This is a genomic window from Streptomyces sp. NPDC020875, from assembly GCF_040641415.1.
Lineage (GTDB): Bacteria > Actinomycetota > Actinomycetes > Streptomycetales > Streptomycetaceae > Streptomyces.
Genome location: NZ_JBFADP010000066.1, coordinates 11,545 through 28,440, shown reverse-complemented (window position 1 = coordinate 28,440; position 16,896 = coordinate 11,545). Strand labels below are relative to the sequence as shown.

11 protein-coding genes are annotated in these 16,896 nt (G+C 71.1%); 9 read left to right on the top strand and 2 right to left on the bottom strand.

What is annotated here, in order from left to right; genetic code table 11:
* From kdpA to AB0G74_RS29605, 9 genes are all read left to right on the top strand, one after another.
* On the top strand, positions 1–1,689 hold the full coding sequence (gene kdpA / locus AB0G74_RS29645) for a potassium-transporting ATPase subunit KdpA (protein WP_361152380.1): 1,689 nt from the start codon (positions 1–3) through the stop codon (positions 1,687–1,689).
* Positions 1,686–3,791, top strand: a complete 2,106-nt coding sequence (gene kdpB, locus AB0G74_RS29640; protein ID WP_361152377.1) for a potassium-transporting ATPase subunit KdpB — start codon at positions 1,686–1,688, stop codon at positions 3,789–3,791. Before kdpA ends, kdpB begins: the two co-directional genes overlap by 4 nt.
* 5 nt (positions 3,792–3,796) lie before the next feature.
* Positions 3,797–4,474, top strand: coding sequence for a potassium-transporting ATPase subunit C (locus tag AB0G74_RS29635; protein ID WP_361152374.1), 678 nt, complete (start codon positions 3,797–3,799; stop codon positions 4,472–4,474).
* A gap of 147 nt (positions 4,475–4,621) precedes the next feature.
* Positions 4,622–6,460 carry an ABC transporter ATP-binding protein gene (locus AB0G74_RS29630; protein ID WP_361152372.1) on the top strand — a complete coding sequence of 613 codons (1,839 nt, stop codon included), beginning with the start codon at positions 4,622–4,624 and terminating at the stop codon, positions 6,458–6,460.
* Positions 6,457–8,235, top strand: coding sequence for an ABC transporter ATP-binding protein (locus tag AB0G74_RS29625; protein WP_361152369.1), 1,779 nt, complete (start codon positions 6,457–6,459; stop codon positions 8,233–8,235). The genes AB0G74_RS29630 and AB0G74_RS29625 overlap by 4 nt, the downstream gene beginning before the upstream one ends.
* Positions 8,236–8,543: 308 nt before the next feature.
* A complete protein-coding gene (locus AB0G74_RS29620; RefSeq protein ID WP_361152366.1) occupies positions 8,544–12,623 on the top strand; it encodes an SGNH/GDSL hydrolase family protein in 4,080 nt (1,359 codons plus the stop codon).
* A gap of 1 nt (position 12,624) precedes the next feature.
* Complete coding sequence (locus AB0G74_RS29615) at positions 12,625–13,119, top strand: hypothetical protein (protein ID WP_361152363.1); 495 nt, start codon at positions 12,625–12,627, stop codon at positions 13,117–13,119.
* Complete coding sequence (locus AB0G74_RS29610) at positions 13,116–14,063, top strand: hypothetical protein (RefSeq protein ID WP_361152360.1); 948 nt, start codon at positions 13,116–13,118, stop codon at positions 14,061–14,063. The genes AB0G74_RS29615 and AB0G74_RS29610 overlap by 4 nt, the downstream gene beginning before the upstream one ends.
* A complete protein-coding gene (locus AB0G74_RS29605) occupies positions 14,060–14,596 on the top strand; it encodes a hypothetical protein (RefSeq protein WP_361152358.1) in 537 nt (178 codons plus the stop codon). The genes AB0G74_RS29610 and AB0G74_RS29605 overlap by 4 nt, the downstream gene beginning before the upstream one ends.
* A gap of 145 nt (positions 14,597–14,741) precedes the next feature.
* On the opposite strand, the gene AB0G74_RS29600 is transcribed toward AB0G74_RS29605, so the two are convergent.
* Positions 14,742–15,545: an N-formylglutamate amidohydrolase gene (locus AB0G74_RS29600; protein ID WP_361152356.1), complete on the bottom strand. Its 804-nt coding sequence runs from the start codon at positions 15,543–15,545 to the stop codon at positions 14,742–14,744.
* Positions 15,542–16,894, bottom strand: coding sequence for a cation:proton antiporter (locus AB0G74_RS29595; protein WP_361152353.1), 1,353 nt, complete (start codon positions 16,892–16,894; stop codon positions 15,542–15,544). Before AB0G74_RS29595 ends, AB0G74_RS29600 begins: the two co-directional genes overlap by 4 nt.
* Positions 16,895–16,896: the final 2 nt, after the last annotated feature.

Genomic DNA, 16,896 nt, shown 5'->3' with positions numbered 1-16,896 from the left:
ATGAGTTCCGTACTTGCCGGAGTGCTCCAGCTCCTGGCGCTGATCGTGGCGCTCGCCCTGGCGCACCGTCCCCTCGGCGACTACATGGCCCGGGTCTACTCCGCCGACCGGCATCTGCGGGTCGAGAAGTGGATCTACCGCGCGATCGGCGCGAACCCGAATACCGAGATGCGCTGGCCGTCCTACCTCCGCGGGGTGCTCGCCTTCTCCGCCGTCTCGGTCCTCTTCCTCTATCTGCTCCAGCGGCTCCAGGGATCGCTGCCCGGGTCGCTCGGCTTCGCGTCCATCGACCCGGACCAGGCGTTCAACACCGCCGCCTCCTTCGTCTCCAACACCAACTGGCAGTCCTACTACGGCGAACAGGCCATGGGCCATGTCGTCCAGACCGGCGGCCTCGCGGTACAGAACTTCGTCTCCGCCGCCGTCGGTATCTCGGTCGCCGTCGCCCTGGTCCGCGGGTTCGCCCGCAGCCGCACCGGTGAACTGGGCAACTTCTGGGCCGACCTGGTCCGCGGAGTGATCCGGATCCTGCTCCCCATCTCGGTGATCGGAGCGCTGCTGCTGGTCTCCCTGGGGGCCGTACAGAACTTCGCGGGCATCCACGACGTCGGCCAGTTCACCGGCGGCACCCAGCAGTGGAACGGCGGCGCGGTCGCCTCCCAGGAGGCCATCAAGGAGCTGGGCACCAACGGCGGCGGCTACTTCAACGCCAACTCCTCCCACCCCTTCGAGAACCCCGGGCCCCTCTCCAATCTGCTGGAGATCTTCCTGATCCTGCTGATCCCGTTCTCGATCACCCGCACCTTCGGCCGGATGGTCGGCAATGTCCGGCAGGGGTACGCGATCCTCGGCACCATGGCGCTGATCTGGATCGGCTTCACGGCGCTGATGATGTGGACCGAGTTCGCCCACCCCGGGCCCGCGTTCCAGGAGGCGGGCGGCGCGCTGGAGGGCAAGGAGGTCCGGTTCGGGGTCGGCGGCTCGTCGATCTTCGCGGTGGCCACCACCCTCACCTCCACCGGCGCCGTCAACAGCTTCCACTCCTCCTTCACCGGCTACGGCGGCGGGATCACGATGCTGGGCATGCAGCTCGGCGAGATCGCCCCCGGCGGCGTCGGCTCCGGCCTCTACGGCATGCTGATCATGGCGATCATCGCGGTCTTCATCGCCGGACTGATGGTCGGCCGCACCCCCGAGTACCTGGGCAAGAAGCTCGGCACCCGGGAGATCAAGCTCGCCGCCTGCTACATCCTGATCACCCCGGCCCTGGTCCTCGGTTTCACCGCCCTGGCGGTGGCCCTGTCGACGCCGCCGGAGTCGATCACCAACACGGCGGAGAACGCGGTCGGCGGCTCGGCGGCGCACGGCTTCTCCGAGATCCTCTACGCCTACACCTCCGGCGCCAACAACAACGGCTCCGCCTTCGCCGGGCTCAACGCCGACACCCCGTGGTTCAACACCACCATCGGTCTCGCGATGCTCCTCGGCCGCTTCCTGCCGATGGTCTTCGTCCTGGCGCTGGCCGGATCGCTGGCCGAGCAGAAGCCGGTCCCGGCCACCGCCGGAACCCTCCGGACCGAGCAGCCGCTGTTCACCGGGTTGCTGGTCGGCACGATCCTGATCATCACCGGACTCACCTACTTCCCGGCGCTCGCGCTGGGCCCGCTCGCCGAAGGGCTTGCGTCATGAGCACGATAACTCCGCCCAGGGCACCCCACTCCGATCTGCCCACCGGCCACAAGCCCGCCGACGGCCGGGTCGGCGGGGGACTCTTCGACCCCCGGCAACTGCTGAAGTCACTCCCCGAGGCGCTGCGCAAACTCGACCCCCGGGTGATGGCCAAGGCGCCCGTGATGTTCGTGGTGCTGATCGGCTCCGTACTCACCACCGGACTGGCCCTCACCGACCCCGGCGACTGGTTCGGCTGGGCGATCACCGGCTGGCTCTGGCTGACCGTGATCTTCGCCAATCTCGCCGAGGCCGTCGCCGAGGGCCGCGGCAAGGCCCAGGCCGACACCCTGCGCAAGGCCAAGACCGACACCGTCGCCCGCCGCCTCAGCGGCCCGGCGGAGGAGCGGGTGCCCGGCACCGACCTCCGGATCGGCGACCGCGTCGTCTGCGAGGCCGGTGATGTCATCCCCGGCGACGGCGATGTGGTCGAAGGCGTCGCCTCCGTCGACGAGTCCGCCATCACCGGCGAGTCCGCGCCCGTCATCCGGGAGTCCGGCGGCGACCGCAGCGCCGTCACCGGCGGTACGAAGGTGCTCTCCGACCGGATCGTCGTGGAGATCACCACCAAACCGGGGGAGACCTTCATCGACCGGATGATCGGCCTGGTCGAGGGCGCGGCCCGGCAGAAGACCCCCAACGAGATCGCCCTCAACATCCTGCTGGCCTCGCTGACCGTGGTCTTCCTGCTGGCCGTCGTCACCCTCAAGCCCTTCGCGGTCTTCGCCGGGGCCGACCAGCAGACGTCGATGATCGTGCTGGCCGCCCTGCTGGTCTGCCTCATCCCCACCACCATCGGCGCCCTGCTCTCCGCCATCGGCATCGCGGGCATGGACCGGCTGGTGCAGCGGAACGTACTCGCCATGTCCGGCCGGGCCGTCGAGGCCGCGGGCGACGTCTCGACCCTGCTGCTCGACAAGACCGGCACCATCACCCTCGGCAACCGGCAGGCCGCCGAGTTCGTCCCCGTCGGCGGTGTCACGGCCGCCGAACTGGCCGACGCCGCACAGCTGTCGTCGCTCGCCGACGAGACCCCCGAGGGCCGCTCGATCGTGGTCCTCGCCAAGGAGAAGTACGGGCTGCGCGAACGGCACCGGGGCGAACTGACCGGCGCCGAGTGGATCGGTTTCACCGCCCGGACCCGGATGTCGGGGGTCGACGTCGACGGCCGTAAGGTCCGCAAGGGCGCCACCGGTTCGGTGGTGAAGTGGGTACGCGAACAGGGCGGCACCGTCACCGACGACACCGACCGGCTCACCGACGAGATCGCGACCGCGGGCGGCACCCCGCTGCTGGTCGCCGTCGAGGACCGCGACGGCGCCCGGATCCTCGGCGTCGTCCACCTCAAGGACGTTGTCAAGGAAGGGATGCGCGACCGGTTCGAGGAACTGCGCCGGATGGGCATCAAGACCGTGATGATCACCGGTGACAATCCGCTGACGGCCCGCGCCATCGCCGAGGAGGCCGGCGTCGACGACTTCCTCGCCGAGGCCACCCCCGAGGACAAGATGGCCCTCATCAAACGGGAACAGGCGGGCGGCAAGCTGGTCGCCATGACCGGCGACGGCACCAACGACGCCCCGGCGCTCGCCCAGGCCGATGTCGGCGTGGCGATGAACACCGGCACCTCGGCCGCCAAAGAGGCCGGGAACATGGTCGACCTCGACTCCAACCCCACCAAACTCATCGAGATCGTGGAGATCGGCAAACAACTGCTGATCACCCGGGGCGCGCTGACCACCTTCTCCATCGCCAACGACGTCGCCAAGTACTTCGCGATCATCCCGGCGATCTTCACCGCCGCCTATCCCGGCCTCGACACCCTCAACATCATGCGGCTCTCCTCACCGGAGTCCGCGATCCTGGCCGCCGTGATCTTCAACGCGCTGATCATCGTGGCGCTGGTACCGCTCGCCCTGCGCGGAGTGCGCTACCGGCCCATGAGCGCCGACCGGATGCTCCGCCGCAATCTCGCGGTCTACGGACTCGGCGGACTGATCGCCCCCTTCATCGGCATCAAACTCATCGATCTGCTCATCTCAGCGATCCCTGGCATCGGGTGACGACCATGAACACCTCCGTACGGAACACGGGCCGACTGATCTCGGCCGGGCTGCGCGCCCTCCTCGTCCTCACCCTGGTCTGCGGGGTGGTCTATCCGCTCGCCGTCACCGGCGCCGCCCAGGCCCTCTTCCCCGGCAAGGCCGACGGCTCGGAGATCAGCTCCGAGGGGAAGGTCGTCGGATCGTCCCTGATCGGCCAGTCCTACCTGCTGCCGAAGGAGAACCCCGACGACCCCGACGAGGTGGCCCGGCCCGATCTGCGCTGGTTCCAGCCCCGGCCGTCCAACGGGCTCGGCACCAACACGGTCAACACCCAGTACTCCCTCATCCTCTCCGGCGCCACCAACCGGGCCGGGAACAACACCGAACTCGTCCAGTGGGTGAAGGAGACAAAGGCGGCGGTGATCGCCGACAACACCACCAAGGGGTGGCGGCCGGAAGCCGGGGACGTACCGCCGGACGCGGTCACCTCCTCCGGCTCGGGACTCGACCCGCATATCTCGCCCGCGTACGCGGAACTCCAGGTCCGCCGGGTCGCCGAACGCCACGGCATCTCCGTCGAACGGGTGGAGAAACTGGTGAAGCGGCACACGGACGGCCGGGTCCTCGGCTTCATCGGCGAACCGAGGGTCAATGTCCTCGAACTCAATGTGGCCCTGCGGGAATCGCTCGGAAAGGAGTAACGGCGGAGGCGACGGGGCGCCCTGAGCGGATTCGAGCGGGCCCCGCGACGGCCGGGGACGAACCGGTACGGGGCGCGGAAAGCCCCGTACCGGAATGCCGCAAAAACCGGTCGATGCCCGCCGCCCCGCCGCCCTAGGGTGACGATCATGGGGCGAAAACGACAGGCCGAACTGGTGGACATCCTCGGCGGCGGCGACGACCCGGGCACCCCGGACCGCCGCGGCCCCGTCCGCTACCTCGTCTGGACCGCCCGCGCCCAATGGACCAGAGTCGCCGCCGGAGCCCTCTACTCCGTCGGCTGGCTGGCCGGACTGACCCTCGTCCCCTATCTGCTCGCGCGCGCCGTCGACGACGGCCTGGAGAGCGGCGACCGCCGGGCCACCACCGGATGGGTCGCCGCTCTCCTCGTCACCGCCGTGGTCACCGCCGTCGTCGGCACCCTCCGCCACCGCACCATGACCCGGGCCAGGGCCGACGCCGCGTTCCGTACCGTACGCGTCGTCGTCCGGCACGCCACCCGGCTCGGCGCCGTACTGCAACGCCGGGTCAGCGCCGGGGAGATCGTCACCGTCGGCCTCGGCGACGCCGCCGCCGTCGGCAACGCCCTCACGTTCCTCGGCCCCGGCATCGGCTCCCTCATCAGCTGCGGAGCGATCGCCGTACTGCTGCTCGACGTCTCACCGGCGCTCGCCGCCGTCGTCCTGCTCGGCGTCCCCCTCGGCGCGCTCTGCGTCGGCCCCCTGCTCGGCCGGCTCCAGGGCGCCGAAACCGCCTACCGCACCCGGCAGGGCGAACTGGCCGCCCGCTTCGGCGACATCGCGGGCGGACTGCACGTCCTCAACGCCGTCGGCGGCAAGGAGGAGTACGCCGCCCGCTACCGGCGCGGCTCACGCGAACTCCGGTCCCAGGGCTATCGCGTCGGGGCCGTCAACAGCTGGATCGAGGCCCTGACCTACGGAATTCCCACCCTCTTCCTCGCCGTCGTGGCCTGGCTCGCCGCCCGGATGGCCGCCCAGGGAGAGATCACCGTCGGCGAACTGGTCGCCGTCTACGGCTATACCGCCGTCCTCGGCCTCCCCGTCATCTTCCTCATCGACAGCGGCAACGACATCAGCCGCGCCCTGGTCGCCGCCCGCCGGGTGATCCGCTTCCTCGACCTCGAACCCGACCCCCTGCACACCAGGGCGGCCCGGACCGAAGCCCCCGCGGGACCGGCACTCCTGTACGACCCCGCGTCCGGAGTCACCGCCGTCCCCGGCCGCCTCACGGCCCTGGTCTCCGGCCGCACCGCCGACACCGCCCGGGTCGCCGACCGCCTCGGCCGGTTCACCCCCTCCGACACCACCTGGGGCGACACCCCCCTCGGCACGGTCGACACGGATGCCGTACGGAGCCGGATCCTGGTCGCCGACAACGACGCCGCGATCTTCGCCGGACCCCTCCGGGACGTGCTCGCCGGACGCCACCGCCCCACCGACGCGGAGATCGAGGAAGCCCTGCGGACCGCACTCGCCCAGGACGTGGTCCGGGGCCTGCCCGCCGGACTCGACTCCCCGGTCCGGGCCCGGGGACGCAACCTCTCCGGCGGCCAGCGCCAGCGGATCCGGCTCGCCCGCGCCCTGGTCGCCGACCCGGAGGTACTGATCGCCGTCGAACCGACGTCCGCGCTCGACGCCCCCACCGAAGCCGCCGTCGCCGGACGGCTCGCCATCGCCAGACAGGGCCGTACCACCGTCGTCACCTCCACGTCACCGCTCGTCCTGGACCGGGCCGACACCGTCTACTACCTGGTCGACGGCGCGGCCGTCGACCACGGCACCCACCGGGAGCTGCTGGCCCGTCAGCCCGGCTACCGGCGGCTGGTCGCCCGCGACGAGACCGACGAAACCGACGGCACCGATGAAACGGCGCCCCCGGGAGGCGACCCGGCGGTGACCGCCGCGCCCGGTGCCCGTACCACCGCACCGACAGGGGAAGCCCGATGACCACCGGCACAGGTACAGGCACCGGCCCCGGTAACGCGCTGCCCGTCGCGACCGGTGCCGCCGTCCGCCGCGCAGCCCTCCGGCTGATCCGGCTCGAACGGCGCGCCTTCCTCACGATCCTCGCCGTCAACGCCCTCGCCGCCGCGGCCGCCCTCGCCGCCCCCTGGATCGTCGGCCGGATCGTGGACGAAGTCCGCGACGGCGCCGGAACCGGCACCGTCGACCGGCTCGCCCTCGCCATCGTCGGCTTCGCCCTCGCCCAGCTCCTGCTCACCCGCTGGGCCCGGTACACCGGCCACCGCTTCGGTGAACGGAGCATCGCCCGGGTCCGCGAGGAGTACGCGGAACGCGCCCTCGCCGCCCCCGCGTCCGTCGTGGAACGCGCCGGTACCGGCGACCTCACCGCCCGCGGCACCACCGACGTCGCCACCGTCGGCACCGGACTCCGCGACGCACTGCCCGACGTCCTCGTCAACACCGTCCAGTCGCTCTTCCTCGTCGCCGCAGTCTTCGCCGTCGACCCCCTGCTGGGCACCGTCGGACTGATCGGACTGATCGGCGTCTGGCTCGTCACCCGCTGGTATCTGCGCCGGGCCGAAAGCGCCTACCACGAGGAGGGCACCGCCAACTCCGACCTCGCCGAGGAACTGGCCGCGACCGCCACCGGCTCCAGGACCGTCGAAGCCCTCGGCCTCCAGCAGCGCCGGATCGACGCCGCCGAGACGGTCGTCCGGCACTGCCTCCGCACCCGGCTGCGCACCCTCCATCTGCGCTCCGTCCTCTATACCGGTATCGACATCTCCTATCTGCTGCCGGTGGCCGCCGTCGTCCTGCTCGGCTCCGCCCTCATCGACCGGGGCACCGTCACCCTCGGCGCCGTGGTGGCCGCGGCGCTCTATCTGCGCCAGCTCGCCCAGCCCCTCGACGCCGTCCTGATGCGGGTCGAGCAGCTCCAGAGCGCCAAAGTCGCCTTCGCCCGGGTCGAGGGGCTCGGCCTCCTCCCCCGTACCGACACCGGCCCGCCCGCACCCGAACCCGACGGCGAGCGGATCGAGATCCGCGACGCGCACTTCGCCTACGACGGCGGCGGCGACGTCGTCCGGGGCGTCGAGCTGACCGTACGGCCCGGGGAACAACTCGCCCTGGTCGGACCGTCCGGCGCCGGGAAGACCACCCTCGGACGGCTGCTCGCCGGACTCGACACCCCGCACACCGGATCCGTCACCGTCGGCGGCGTCCCCGTCGCCGCTCTCGACCCGGCCCGGCTCCGCCGCCATATCGCCCTGGTCACCCAGGAACACCACATCTTCCTCGGCACCGTCCGCGACAACCTCCGGATCGCCGCCCCGGACGCCGACGACACGGCACTGCGTGCCGCCCTGGCGGCCGTGGGCGCCGACTGGCTCACCGAACTCCCCGCCGGACTCGATACCGGGATCGGCGTCGACGGCCATGTCCTCGACGGAGCCCAGTCCCAGCAACTCGCCCTGGCCCGGGTCGTCCTCGCCGACCCCCACACCCTGGTCCTGGACGAGGCGACGGCCCTCCTCGACCCCCGTACCGCCCGCCACACCGAACGCGCCCTCGCCGCCGTCCTCGCGGGCCGTACCGTCATCGCGGTCGCCCACCGCCTCCAGACCGCCCACGACGCCGACCGCGTCGCGGTCATGGAGGACGGCCGCCTCACCGAACTCGGCACCCACGACGAACTCGTCGCGGCCGGGGGAGCGTACGCGGCGCTCTGGCACTCCTGGCACGGCGGGGAGAGCGGCTGATCACCGGCGCTCGTGGCGGTATCGCACGGGGATATCGCCCGGCGCCCACCGAGCCCTGATCCCGGCCCGCGGAAACAACATGCCCGGTCACGGCCGAGATCCACTTTTCGCCCCCGAATGCATGCGTGCGCCGAGCATGTAAAGGGTTCCGGATTCTCCCCTTTCGGCTGTGGTTGGATGCGGTGCCGTGAACGGGCTCACCCCTGGAAGTACGCCCGCCACACAGGCCGTTGTCGTGTCCGTGAACCATTCCGGCACCCGAGAGGACGTCCTTCGTGATATCTCCTCAGCGCCACCGAAGAAGAACCGTGTTATCCGGAAAACGCCGCACCCGGTCGACCGCCCATCTGATCGGCGCGTGCACCGTCGCACTCCTCGCCACACTGCTTCCGGGCACCGCACTCGCCGCCGGGGAACGCCCCGCCCGGGACGCCGGGCACCAGGAGCGGACCCGCCACACCGACGACCCCGGCACCCCGCGCGCGATCCCCGCGGACCGGCGCGCCGACTTCCCCGGCGCGTCCCGCCGGACGTCCAAGGACCGCGCGTGGACCACGACGGGTGACGCCGACGGCTTCCATGTGATGGTCGCCGACGCCGAGAACGGCTATGCCTGGCGTACCGCGGCCACCTTGAAGGAACCGGGCTTCGAGGCCGACTCCTGGATAGGCAACGCGTGTGTGACCCGTTCCGGGAAGCGCGCCGCGGTGGCGTACGCGCCCCGGACCTTCACCAACAAACCCGAACTGATGGTCCGCGGGGCCTTCGCGGCAGTGGTGGATCTGACCACCGGCAAGGTCACCAAGCTCCCCAAGACCGTATCGCTCGCCTATTTCTCCCCCGGCTGCGGCGCCGGCGAGCGGGCCGTGTTCACCCAGCTCACCCACGACAAGGACAAGCAGACCGGGACCCGGCTCATCGGCGTCGACGCCGTACGCGGCCGGGCCTCGGCTCCGGTACGCGTCGGCGGTCAGGTCACCTCGGCCGTCCCCACCGAGCAGGGCATCGTGGCCGCCCGGGGCCACGGGCTCGTACGGATCGGCACCGACGGACGGGTACGGGAGATCGCCCGGACCCGAACGGTTCCCTTCCAGCTGCGCCCCGACCGCTCCGGCGGCGTCGTCTTCGCCGAACGCCTGCCGTCCGCGTCGGACGCGGACCGTACCGAGAGCGTGGCCCGACGGGTCAGCGCCGAACAGATCGGCCGCGGTCGCGCCACACCCGCCACGCTGGCCCGCGGCCCGCTCACGGCCTGGGACCTGTCCGCCGCCGCCGACGGAACGGTGTACGTGACCGGCAGCGCCCGGACGCAGGGGCCCCTGCCCGCGACCGTCCGCAATCCCGGAACCCTCGGCAAGGACGACCGGATCTCCACCCTGGGCGAGACCGCCGTCTCCACCTCCTGGCCGACCGCCTCCAGCGCACGGGGAGCGGCGGCGTCGGAACCCGAAGCCGCCGCGGCACGCCCCGCCGCCGGTACCGGGCCCCTCCGGACCAGGCTGCACGCCATCCGTACGGGGGCGAAGATCACCTTGGCGGCCGTGCCCGGTGCGCAACCGGTGGCACGGGAGCACGTCCAGGCGGGTGCCGTGAGGTCACCGGCGCTGCCCCGCCCCGGGAGCGGCGGCGGCGCGTCCACCCTCGCCGCCTCGCCCACCAACCCGGTCGAAGCCGAGCGGACCTGCTCCGTACCGCGCGGAGATCCTCGCAAACAGGCGCTCCAGCCGACGCCGCGCCAGGTGGAATGGGCCGTCAACCAGGCCGTGATCGACGAGCTGTACCGGCACGCGAACCGGCCGGCCAACTGGAACAACACCGGGATGTCGGCCTACTCCCCCCAGGTGCTCTTCCCGCTCCCGGTTCTGGAGGGCGATCCCAACGGCGTGGTCGATCGCGCGGACGAATACCACATCCCGTCGCAGATCATGCTGGGGGTGACCGCGCAGGAGTCCAATATGTGGCAGGCCACCCGAACCGTGGTCCCGGGGCTCACCGGCAATTCGCTGATCGGCAACTACTACGGAGTCTCCTACTCGTCCGACGGCAATCAGGCCGACCCCTGGGCCGTCAACTGGTCGAAGGCCGACTGCGGATACGGCATCTCCCAGGTCACCGACGGGATGCGACTTGCCGATCACACCCTGACCACCGCGCAGAAGGAGGCCGCCGCTCTCGACTACTCCGCGAACATCGCCTACGGAGCACAGATCCTGGCCTCCAAGTGGAACGAGACCCGGATCGCGGGAATGACCGTCAACGGGGGCAATCCCAAGCACATCGAGAGCTGGTTCTTCGCACTCTGGGCCTACAACTCCGGCTTCTACCCGCAGTCGGCGGCCGGGCACAACAGCGGCAAGTGGGGAGTGGGCTGGACCAACAACCCCGCCAACCCGCTGTGGAAGGAGAACCGGCTGCCCTTCCTGGAGGCTGCCAACGGCGGCGACGACTACTCGCACGCCGCGCACCCGCAGGACTGGCCCTATCAGGAGAAGGTGATCGGCTGGGCGGGCCGCCCGATCTCGGCGATGGCCAAGCCCGGTGAGATGGTGATCGGCTACCGGCCCGCCTGGTGGAACAACAACGCCTTCCGTACCCGGGCCAAGCCCCCGAACATGCTCTTCTGTACAGCCGCCAACAACTGCGACCCCGGGAAGATCAGTGACGGCGCGTCCAATCAGACCGGCCGCGGCCCCTGCCTGCTGCCCGGCGACCCCGACGAGAACAATCCGCTGTATCTGAAGTGCTGGTGGCACCAAGAGGTCACCTGGAAGAACTGTGAGGCCGCCGCCGAATGCGGATATCCGGTCCATCGGTTCAACACCACATATCCCGAGCAACCCAATGAGAACACCTCGTACCCGCCGCGGTGCGAGCACGGACTGCCGGCCGGGACCGTCGTCGTCGACGACATTCCCAACGGGGTCACACCAACCGGCCAATCCGGCCACACCTGTGGATCGAGTACGTCCGGTGGGACATTCGGCTTCACCTTCGCCGCCTCCAACGGCAATTACCCCGGGAAGATGGACCTCCATCAGATCGGGGCGGGCTACGGCGACCACTTCTGGTTCACCCATACCCGCAAACCGTCCTCCGCCGACGGCCAGCGACTGCTGACCACCGGAACCTGGACCCCGAGCCGCACCTTCGACCAGTGGGTCAGGATCCTGGTCCACGTTCCCGACCACGGCGCGCACACCCAACAGGCCCGGTACGAGATCGACACCGGTACGGGCGCATTCACCCGCAGCAGAACCCTGGGCCAGGAACACAAGACCAACAAGTGGGTCTCCCTCGGGGTCTACCGGGTCAACGGCACCCCACGGGTGAGGCTCGCGAGTACCGCCCTGGACGGCACCGGAGACGAGGACGTGGCGTGGGACGCCGTCGCCTTCCAGCCGCTCGCCGCCAAACCCCGACACGTCGTCGCGGTACTCGGCGACTCCTTCACCTCCGGCGAGGGCGCCGGGGCGTACTCCCGGGAGAGCGACAAGGACCACGGCACCGCCCAGTGGAACGCCTGCCGCCGCAGCGACAACGCCTGGGCCCGCAAGCTGGTGCTCCCCGGCAACACGACGCCCCTCGGCCCCCTCACCGACGGATTCGGAGCCGCCGCCGAGTTGGGCTTCACCGCCTGCTCCGGGGCGATGACGAAGGACGTCGCCGCTGTGCCCAGCGGCAATGTGCCGCAACCGCACCGGGAGGGCCGGTTCGGTGAGGTGCTCCAGACCGACTCGGGAGTGCTCAGCCCCGATACGACCCTGGTGATGCTGACCCTCGGCGGCAATGACGAGGGCGGCTTCGCCTCCGCGATGCAGGAGTGCGGAGGACTGAGCAACTGCGCCAACGACGCCGGGTTCCTGCCCAAGTACCGCGGTGTCGTCGACCGGATGATCCCCGATCTCGCCTCCGTCCTGGAGACGGTAGCGGCCAGAGCGCCACAGGCGAGGATCGTTCTGATGGGCTATCCGGAACTGCTGAGCCGTACCGAGAAGTGCAGCGGGTCGCTCTACTACGACCTGACGGAGGCGCAGGCCCTGGCGGAACTCGTCGGCTACGCCAACACCCGGCAACGGGCGCTCACCGACCTCCTGCGGACCGGCCCGGGTCAGCTGAAGATCGAGTACGCCGACCCGGTGAGCGCCTTCGCAGGCCACGGCGGCTGCGACACCGACGAATGGATCAACAAGTTCGTCCTCGGACCCAACGGCGACGGCGACTTCCACCTCGGTGACCCCGCCGCCGTCCCGGCCGCCTGCCTCTGGGGCGCCCTGGGCGGCAAGTGCCTGAGCCGTGAGTCCTTCCACCCCAAGAACGCCGGGACCACCGGCTACGCGGCGGTCATGCAAGCGCGTCTGCAGGCCATTGGATATCAAGGATCGCCCTGAGATGACGGAGGCATTCCGTCGGCGCACCCGCTCCGCGACGGGTGGGTGCGCCGTCGTCCTCACGGCGGCCGCAGTGCTGGCCGCCGGACTTCTCGTCCTGGTGTCCCTGGCGGTCACCGAGTTCTTCGGCCGCTCGGCCGAACCGCCCAAGAAGCCCTCGGCGGCAGCCGCCGCCGAGGTGACCAGGAACAGTCTGGAGTACGCGGCGCGCGACGGTGACCTCAGCTCCGAGGACATCGCCCACGCGGCGCGGAACGGAGAGTGGCGGACCGACACCGATGCCACCGCTCTCCGGATCACCGTCGTCTATCCGGCGACCGCCGGGGACACGTCCGCACGCTGCTATCGCTTCGTCGTCCCACTGCCGCTGAACAGCGGCACCCGGGTGGCCCCGCCGCGGCCCGGCGACGGCTGCGACGAGCGGCCGTCCCCGTCCCCCCGGGCCCAACGGCCTCATGTCGACCCGTCCACCACACCGAAAGGTTCCGTGACGTGAGAAGGACATTCATCACGGTGGGCACCGCCGCGGCGATCGCGGCCGTGCTCACCGGATGCGGAACATCACCTACGGAAGGCTCGTCCGGTGGCGCCGCCCCGGCCGATCCGCCCCGGGTCGAGGCCGTCGCGGTCACGGCCCTCCCGACCACTCCCGGGAGCGGTCTGACCAAGGGCCTGACCCTCCCCGTCGACCCGTACATCGCCCAGCCCGCCGACGGCTACGTCCGCCAGACGGTCGTCCAGGATCAGTGGCGCTCGTGCATGGCGGGCTACGGATTCGCCGACTTCGGGCCCCCGCGGACCGATCCGCGATCGGTCGCCGTCCAGGTCGACACCGGACTGGGGCGGCGCTACGGGGTCTCCGACCTCGCCTCGGTCACGAAGTACGGCTACCACCTGCCCACCGACGTCCCCGAGGCACCCCACTGGGAGCCCGCGCCCGGGGCGGAGACCGCGGTCTTCACCGGGGAGGGGGACCAACTCGTCAACGGCGCCCACCAGGGCAGGGCGGTACCCGAAGGCGGCTGCCGGGGCGAAGCGCGCCGGATGTTCCCCGTACCCCAGTCGCCCCACGCCGAACGGCTCGGCCTGAAGTCCTTCGAGGCATCCCGCGAGGCCCCGGCCGTGGTCGCCGCGGTCGGTCGATGGGCCGCCTGCATGAAGACGGAGGGGTACGACCGGGATCACCCGCTGGACGACCTGGAGCGGTACGGCATCCGGCTGGAATCCCCGCGGCCCGACCCGAAGGAGATCGCCCACGCGGTCGCCGATGTCACCTGCAAGGAACGGACCGGGCTGATCGGGATCTGGCACGGCGAGGAGACCGCCCGGCAGCGGACGGCGATCCAGGCGGACGCGGACCGGCTCGCCGCCGAGAAGCGGACCAAGGACACCGGTACGGCAGAGGCACGACGGGCATACGAGACGAGGGCCGAGCGATGACCATCTGGAAGAGGACCGCGGGAGTGGCGGCGGTCGGGGCCCTGGCCGTGTTCGGCCCGGCACCCGCCCCCGCGGCGGCGGCACCGGCTCCCGTGGCGGCGGCGCCGATCTCCTACGAGGCGGACGCCTGCACCTCCTCGGGCAACCGTTACTGCTTCTCCCTGCACTACAACAGCCGTGGCGGCCAGACCTGGTACTCGGACAGCCCTTGTTTCGTCTCGAACAAGGACATCCCCAACCACTCCGGATACTCGCCGAACGGGGTGGCCCAGGTGGTGTACGTCTTCACGGCCGGGCAGATGAACTGGAGCGCCGCCGTCTGTGTCCTCAGCAACGGCGGTGACGGCCAGCCGGTCAAGAACAACGCCGCTTCGGCGGCCAACGGGGAGTGCTCGGTGTCGTACCGGGTGTACTACAACTCCGGCTACAGCGGACCGAACCAGACCTTCGGTCCGACCTGCGGGGACTACTGGCCCGCGGTCGACCTGAACTCCTCGGTCAAGAACAACAACGCCTCGTCCGCCAGGCTGTGACCATCACCGCCGGCCCGCCGTGAGCCGGCGGGTCGGCGGGTCGGCGGGTCGGATGAGCAAAGCCGGCCCCGGCCGGAACGATTCCGCGTTCCGGCCGGGGCCGCCCGTCGCCTGTCCGGTGCCGTACGGCCCCGTTCAGCCCCGTTCAGTCCCGGTGGTGCGCGTCGATCGCGTCCACCAGGGCCGCGAGCGCCGTGGCCAGGGCGTCGAGGCCGTCGTGCGGCTCGCCGCCCGGTTCCGTCATATACAGATCCCGGCGGATCTCGATCATCAGACCGGTCACCCTCGGGTCCCCGTAGTACGCCAGCGGGATGTACGTCCCGGCGAACGGGGTGTCCGGCGCCGTACCGCCGAAGCCGCCGAAGGCCCGCTCCGCCGCGGCGATCAGCCACGGCGGGGTGTGGGCCGCGTCCGTGCCCAGGCAGACCGGCGGCCGGGGGCCCTCACCGTGGAGTTCGTACGGCAGCCGGGCGCTCGGATAGGAGTGGACGTCGACCACCACCGCGCGGCCGGTCGCCGCGATCCGGTCCGCGACCGCTTCGGTCACGGACCGGGCGTACGGCTCGAAGAACCGGGCCACCAGCGGGGCCGGATCCGTGTCCGGCGCGCGCAGCGGCTCGCCGTGGGTGGTCCGGGTGTAGACCGCGCCCATACCGACCGCGAGCATCTCCTCCCGCTCGTCGGGGAACCGCTCCGGGTCGACCACCAGCCGGGAGAGCCCGTTGACGAACCGCCAGGGCGCCCGGCTGCCGGAGCGCCCGGCGGCGGCCTCGGCGATCTCGGCCGTATGGGCGTCCGTGATGTGGTCCAGCTCCCGGGCCAGCGCCGCGTCGTCCGGCAGCAGCTCCGTCCGGACCTCCGGCGGGATCGTCCGGGACGAGTGCGGGACGTGCAGCAGGACCGGGGAGTCCGGGGCGCCGGGGATCAGCCGGTACGGCTCCGGAATCACGCGGGGTCCTCGGCGGCCCGGCGGACCACCGGGTCCTCGGCTGCCACCGGATCGCGTACGGGGTCGGCGTCCTTCGCGGGCGGGTCGGCCGGGGCGCTCTTCGCGTCCTCGACCGTCACCGGGGCGGCGACGACCCGCGAGGTCTCGCAGTCGTCCGGAGCCGGCGCCGGAGCCGGGACGGACACGGCGACCGGCCCCCCGCCGTTCACGAACCGCAGCAGACAGGGCTCCGTCCAGCGCGCGGCCAGCGGCCCCAGGATCACCAGAATGAGGACGTACGCCGTCGCGATCGGGCCGATCCTCGGCTCCGACGCCACCGCGAGGCCCGCGATCACGATGGAGAACTCACCGCGCGCCACCAGCGCGCCGCCCGTCCGCAGCCGGCCCTTGGGTCCGATGCCCGCCCGCTTGGCCGCGTACCAGCCCGTACCGATCTTGGAGGCGGCCGTGACGACCGCCAGCAGCAGCGCGGGCAGCAGCACCGGCGGGATCTCGGTCGGATCCGTCGACAGACCGAAGAAGACGAAGAACACCGCGGCGAACAGATCCCGCAGCGGCGTCAGCAGCTTACGGGCGCCCTCCGCGACCTCGCCCGAGAGCGCGATACCGACCAGGAACGCGCCGACCGCCGCCGACACCTGGAGCTGCTGCGCCAGGCCCGCGACCAGCAGCGTCAGACCCAGCACCACCAGCAGCAGCATCTCAGGATTGTCGGAGTTCACGGCCCGGCTGATGACCCGGCCGTGACGCAGCGCCAGATAGAGCACGATGCCGACCGTCCCGAGCGCGATCAGCAGCGTCACACTGCCGCCCGCCAGCCCGACCCCGGCGAGCAGGGCCGTCAGCAGCGGCAGATAGACCGCCATCGCCAGGTCCTCCATCACCAGGATGCCCAGGATCACCGGGGTCTCCCGGTTGCCCAGCCGCTCCAGGTCCGTGAGCACCTTGGCGATCACCCCGGAGGAGGAGATCCAGGTGACACCCGCCAGGGCGACCGCCGCGACCGGGCCCCAGCCCAGCAGCAGCGCCGCCGCCGCGCCCGGCAGCGCGTTCAGGACGAAGTCCACCAGACCCGACGGGTACTGGGTCTTGAGACTGCCGACGAGTTCGGAGGCGCTGTACTCCAGACCGAGTAGAAGCAGCAGCAGGATCACGCCGATCTCGGCGCCGACCGCGACGAAGTCCTCACTGGCACTCATCGGCAGCAGCCCGCCGGTCCCGAACGCCAGCCCCACCAGCAGATACAGCGGAATGGGGGAGAGCCCGATCCGGCCCGCGAACCGGCCTATCAGACCGAGCCCGAGGATGATCGCCCCGAGTTCGATCAGGAGTTTCGTGGTGTGGTGCACGG

Excerpts from the sequence above, each read along its gene's own strand:
- AB0G74_RS29605 (WP_361152358.1), top strand. The coding sequence starts at position 14,060 with ATGACCATCTGGAAGAGGACCGCGGGAGTGGCGGCGGTCGGGGCCCTG.
- kdpA (WP_361152380.1), top strand. The coding sequence starts at position 1 with ATGAGTTCCGTACTTGCCGGAGTGCTCCAGCTCCTGGCGCTGATCGTG.
- AB0G74_RS29625 (WP_361152369.1), top strand. The coding sequence starts at position 6,457 with ATGACCACCGGCACAGGTACAGGCACCGGCCCCGGTAACGCGCTGCCC.
- kdpB (WP_361152377.1), top strand. The coding sequence starts at position 1,686 with ATGAGCACGATAACTCCGCCCAGGGCACCCCACTCCGATCTGCCCACC.
- AB0G74_RS29615 (WP_361152363.1), top strand. The coding sequence starts at position 12,625 with ATGACGGAGGCATTCCGTCGGCGCACCCGCTCCGCGACGGGTGGGTGC.
- AB0G74_RS29635 (WP_361152374.1), top strand. The coding sequence starts at position 3,797 with ATGAACACCTCCGTACGGAACACGGGCCGACTGATCTCGGCCGGGCTG.
- AB0G74_RS29630 (WP_361152372.1), top strand. The coding sequence starts at position 4,622 with ATGGGGCGAAAACGACAGGCCGAACTGGTGGACATCCTCGGCGGCGGC.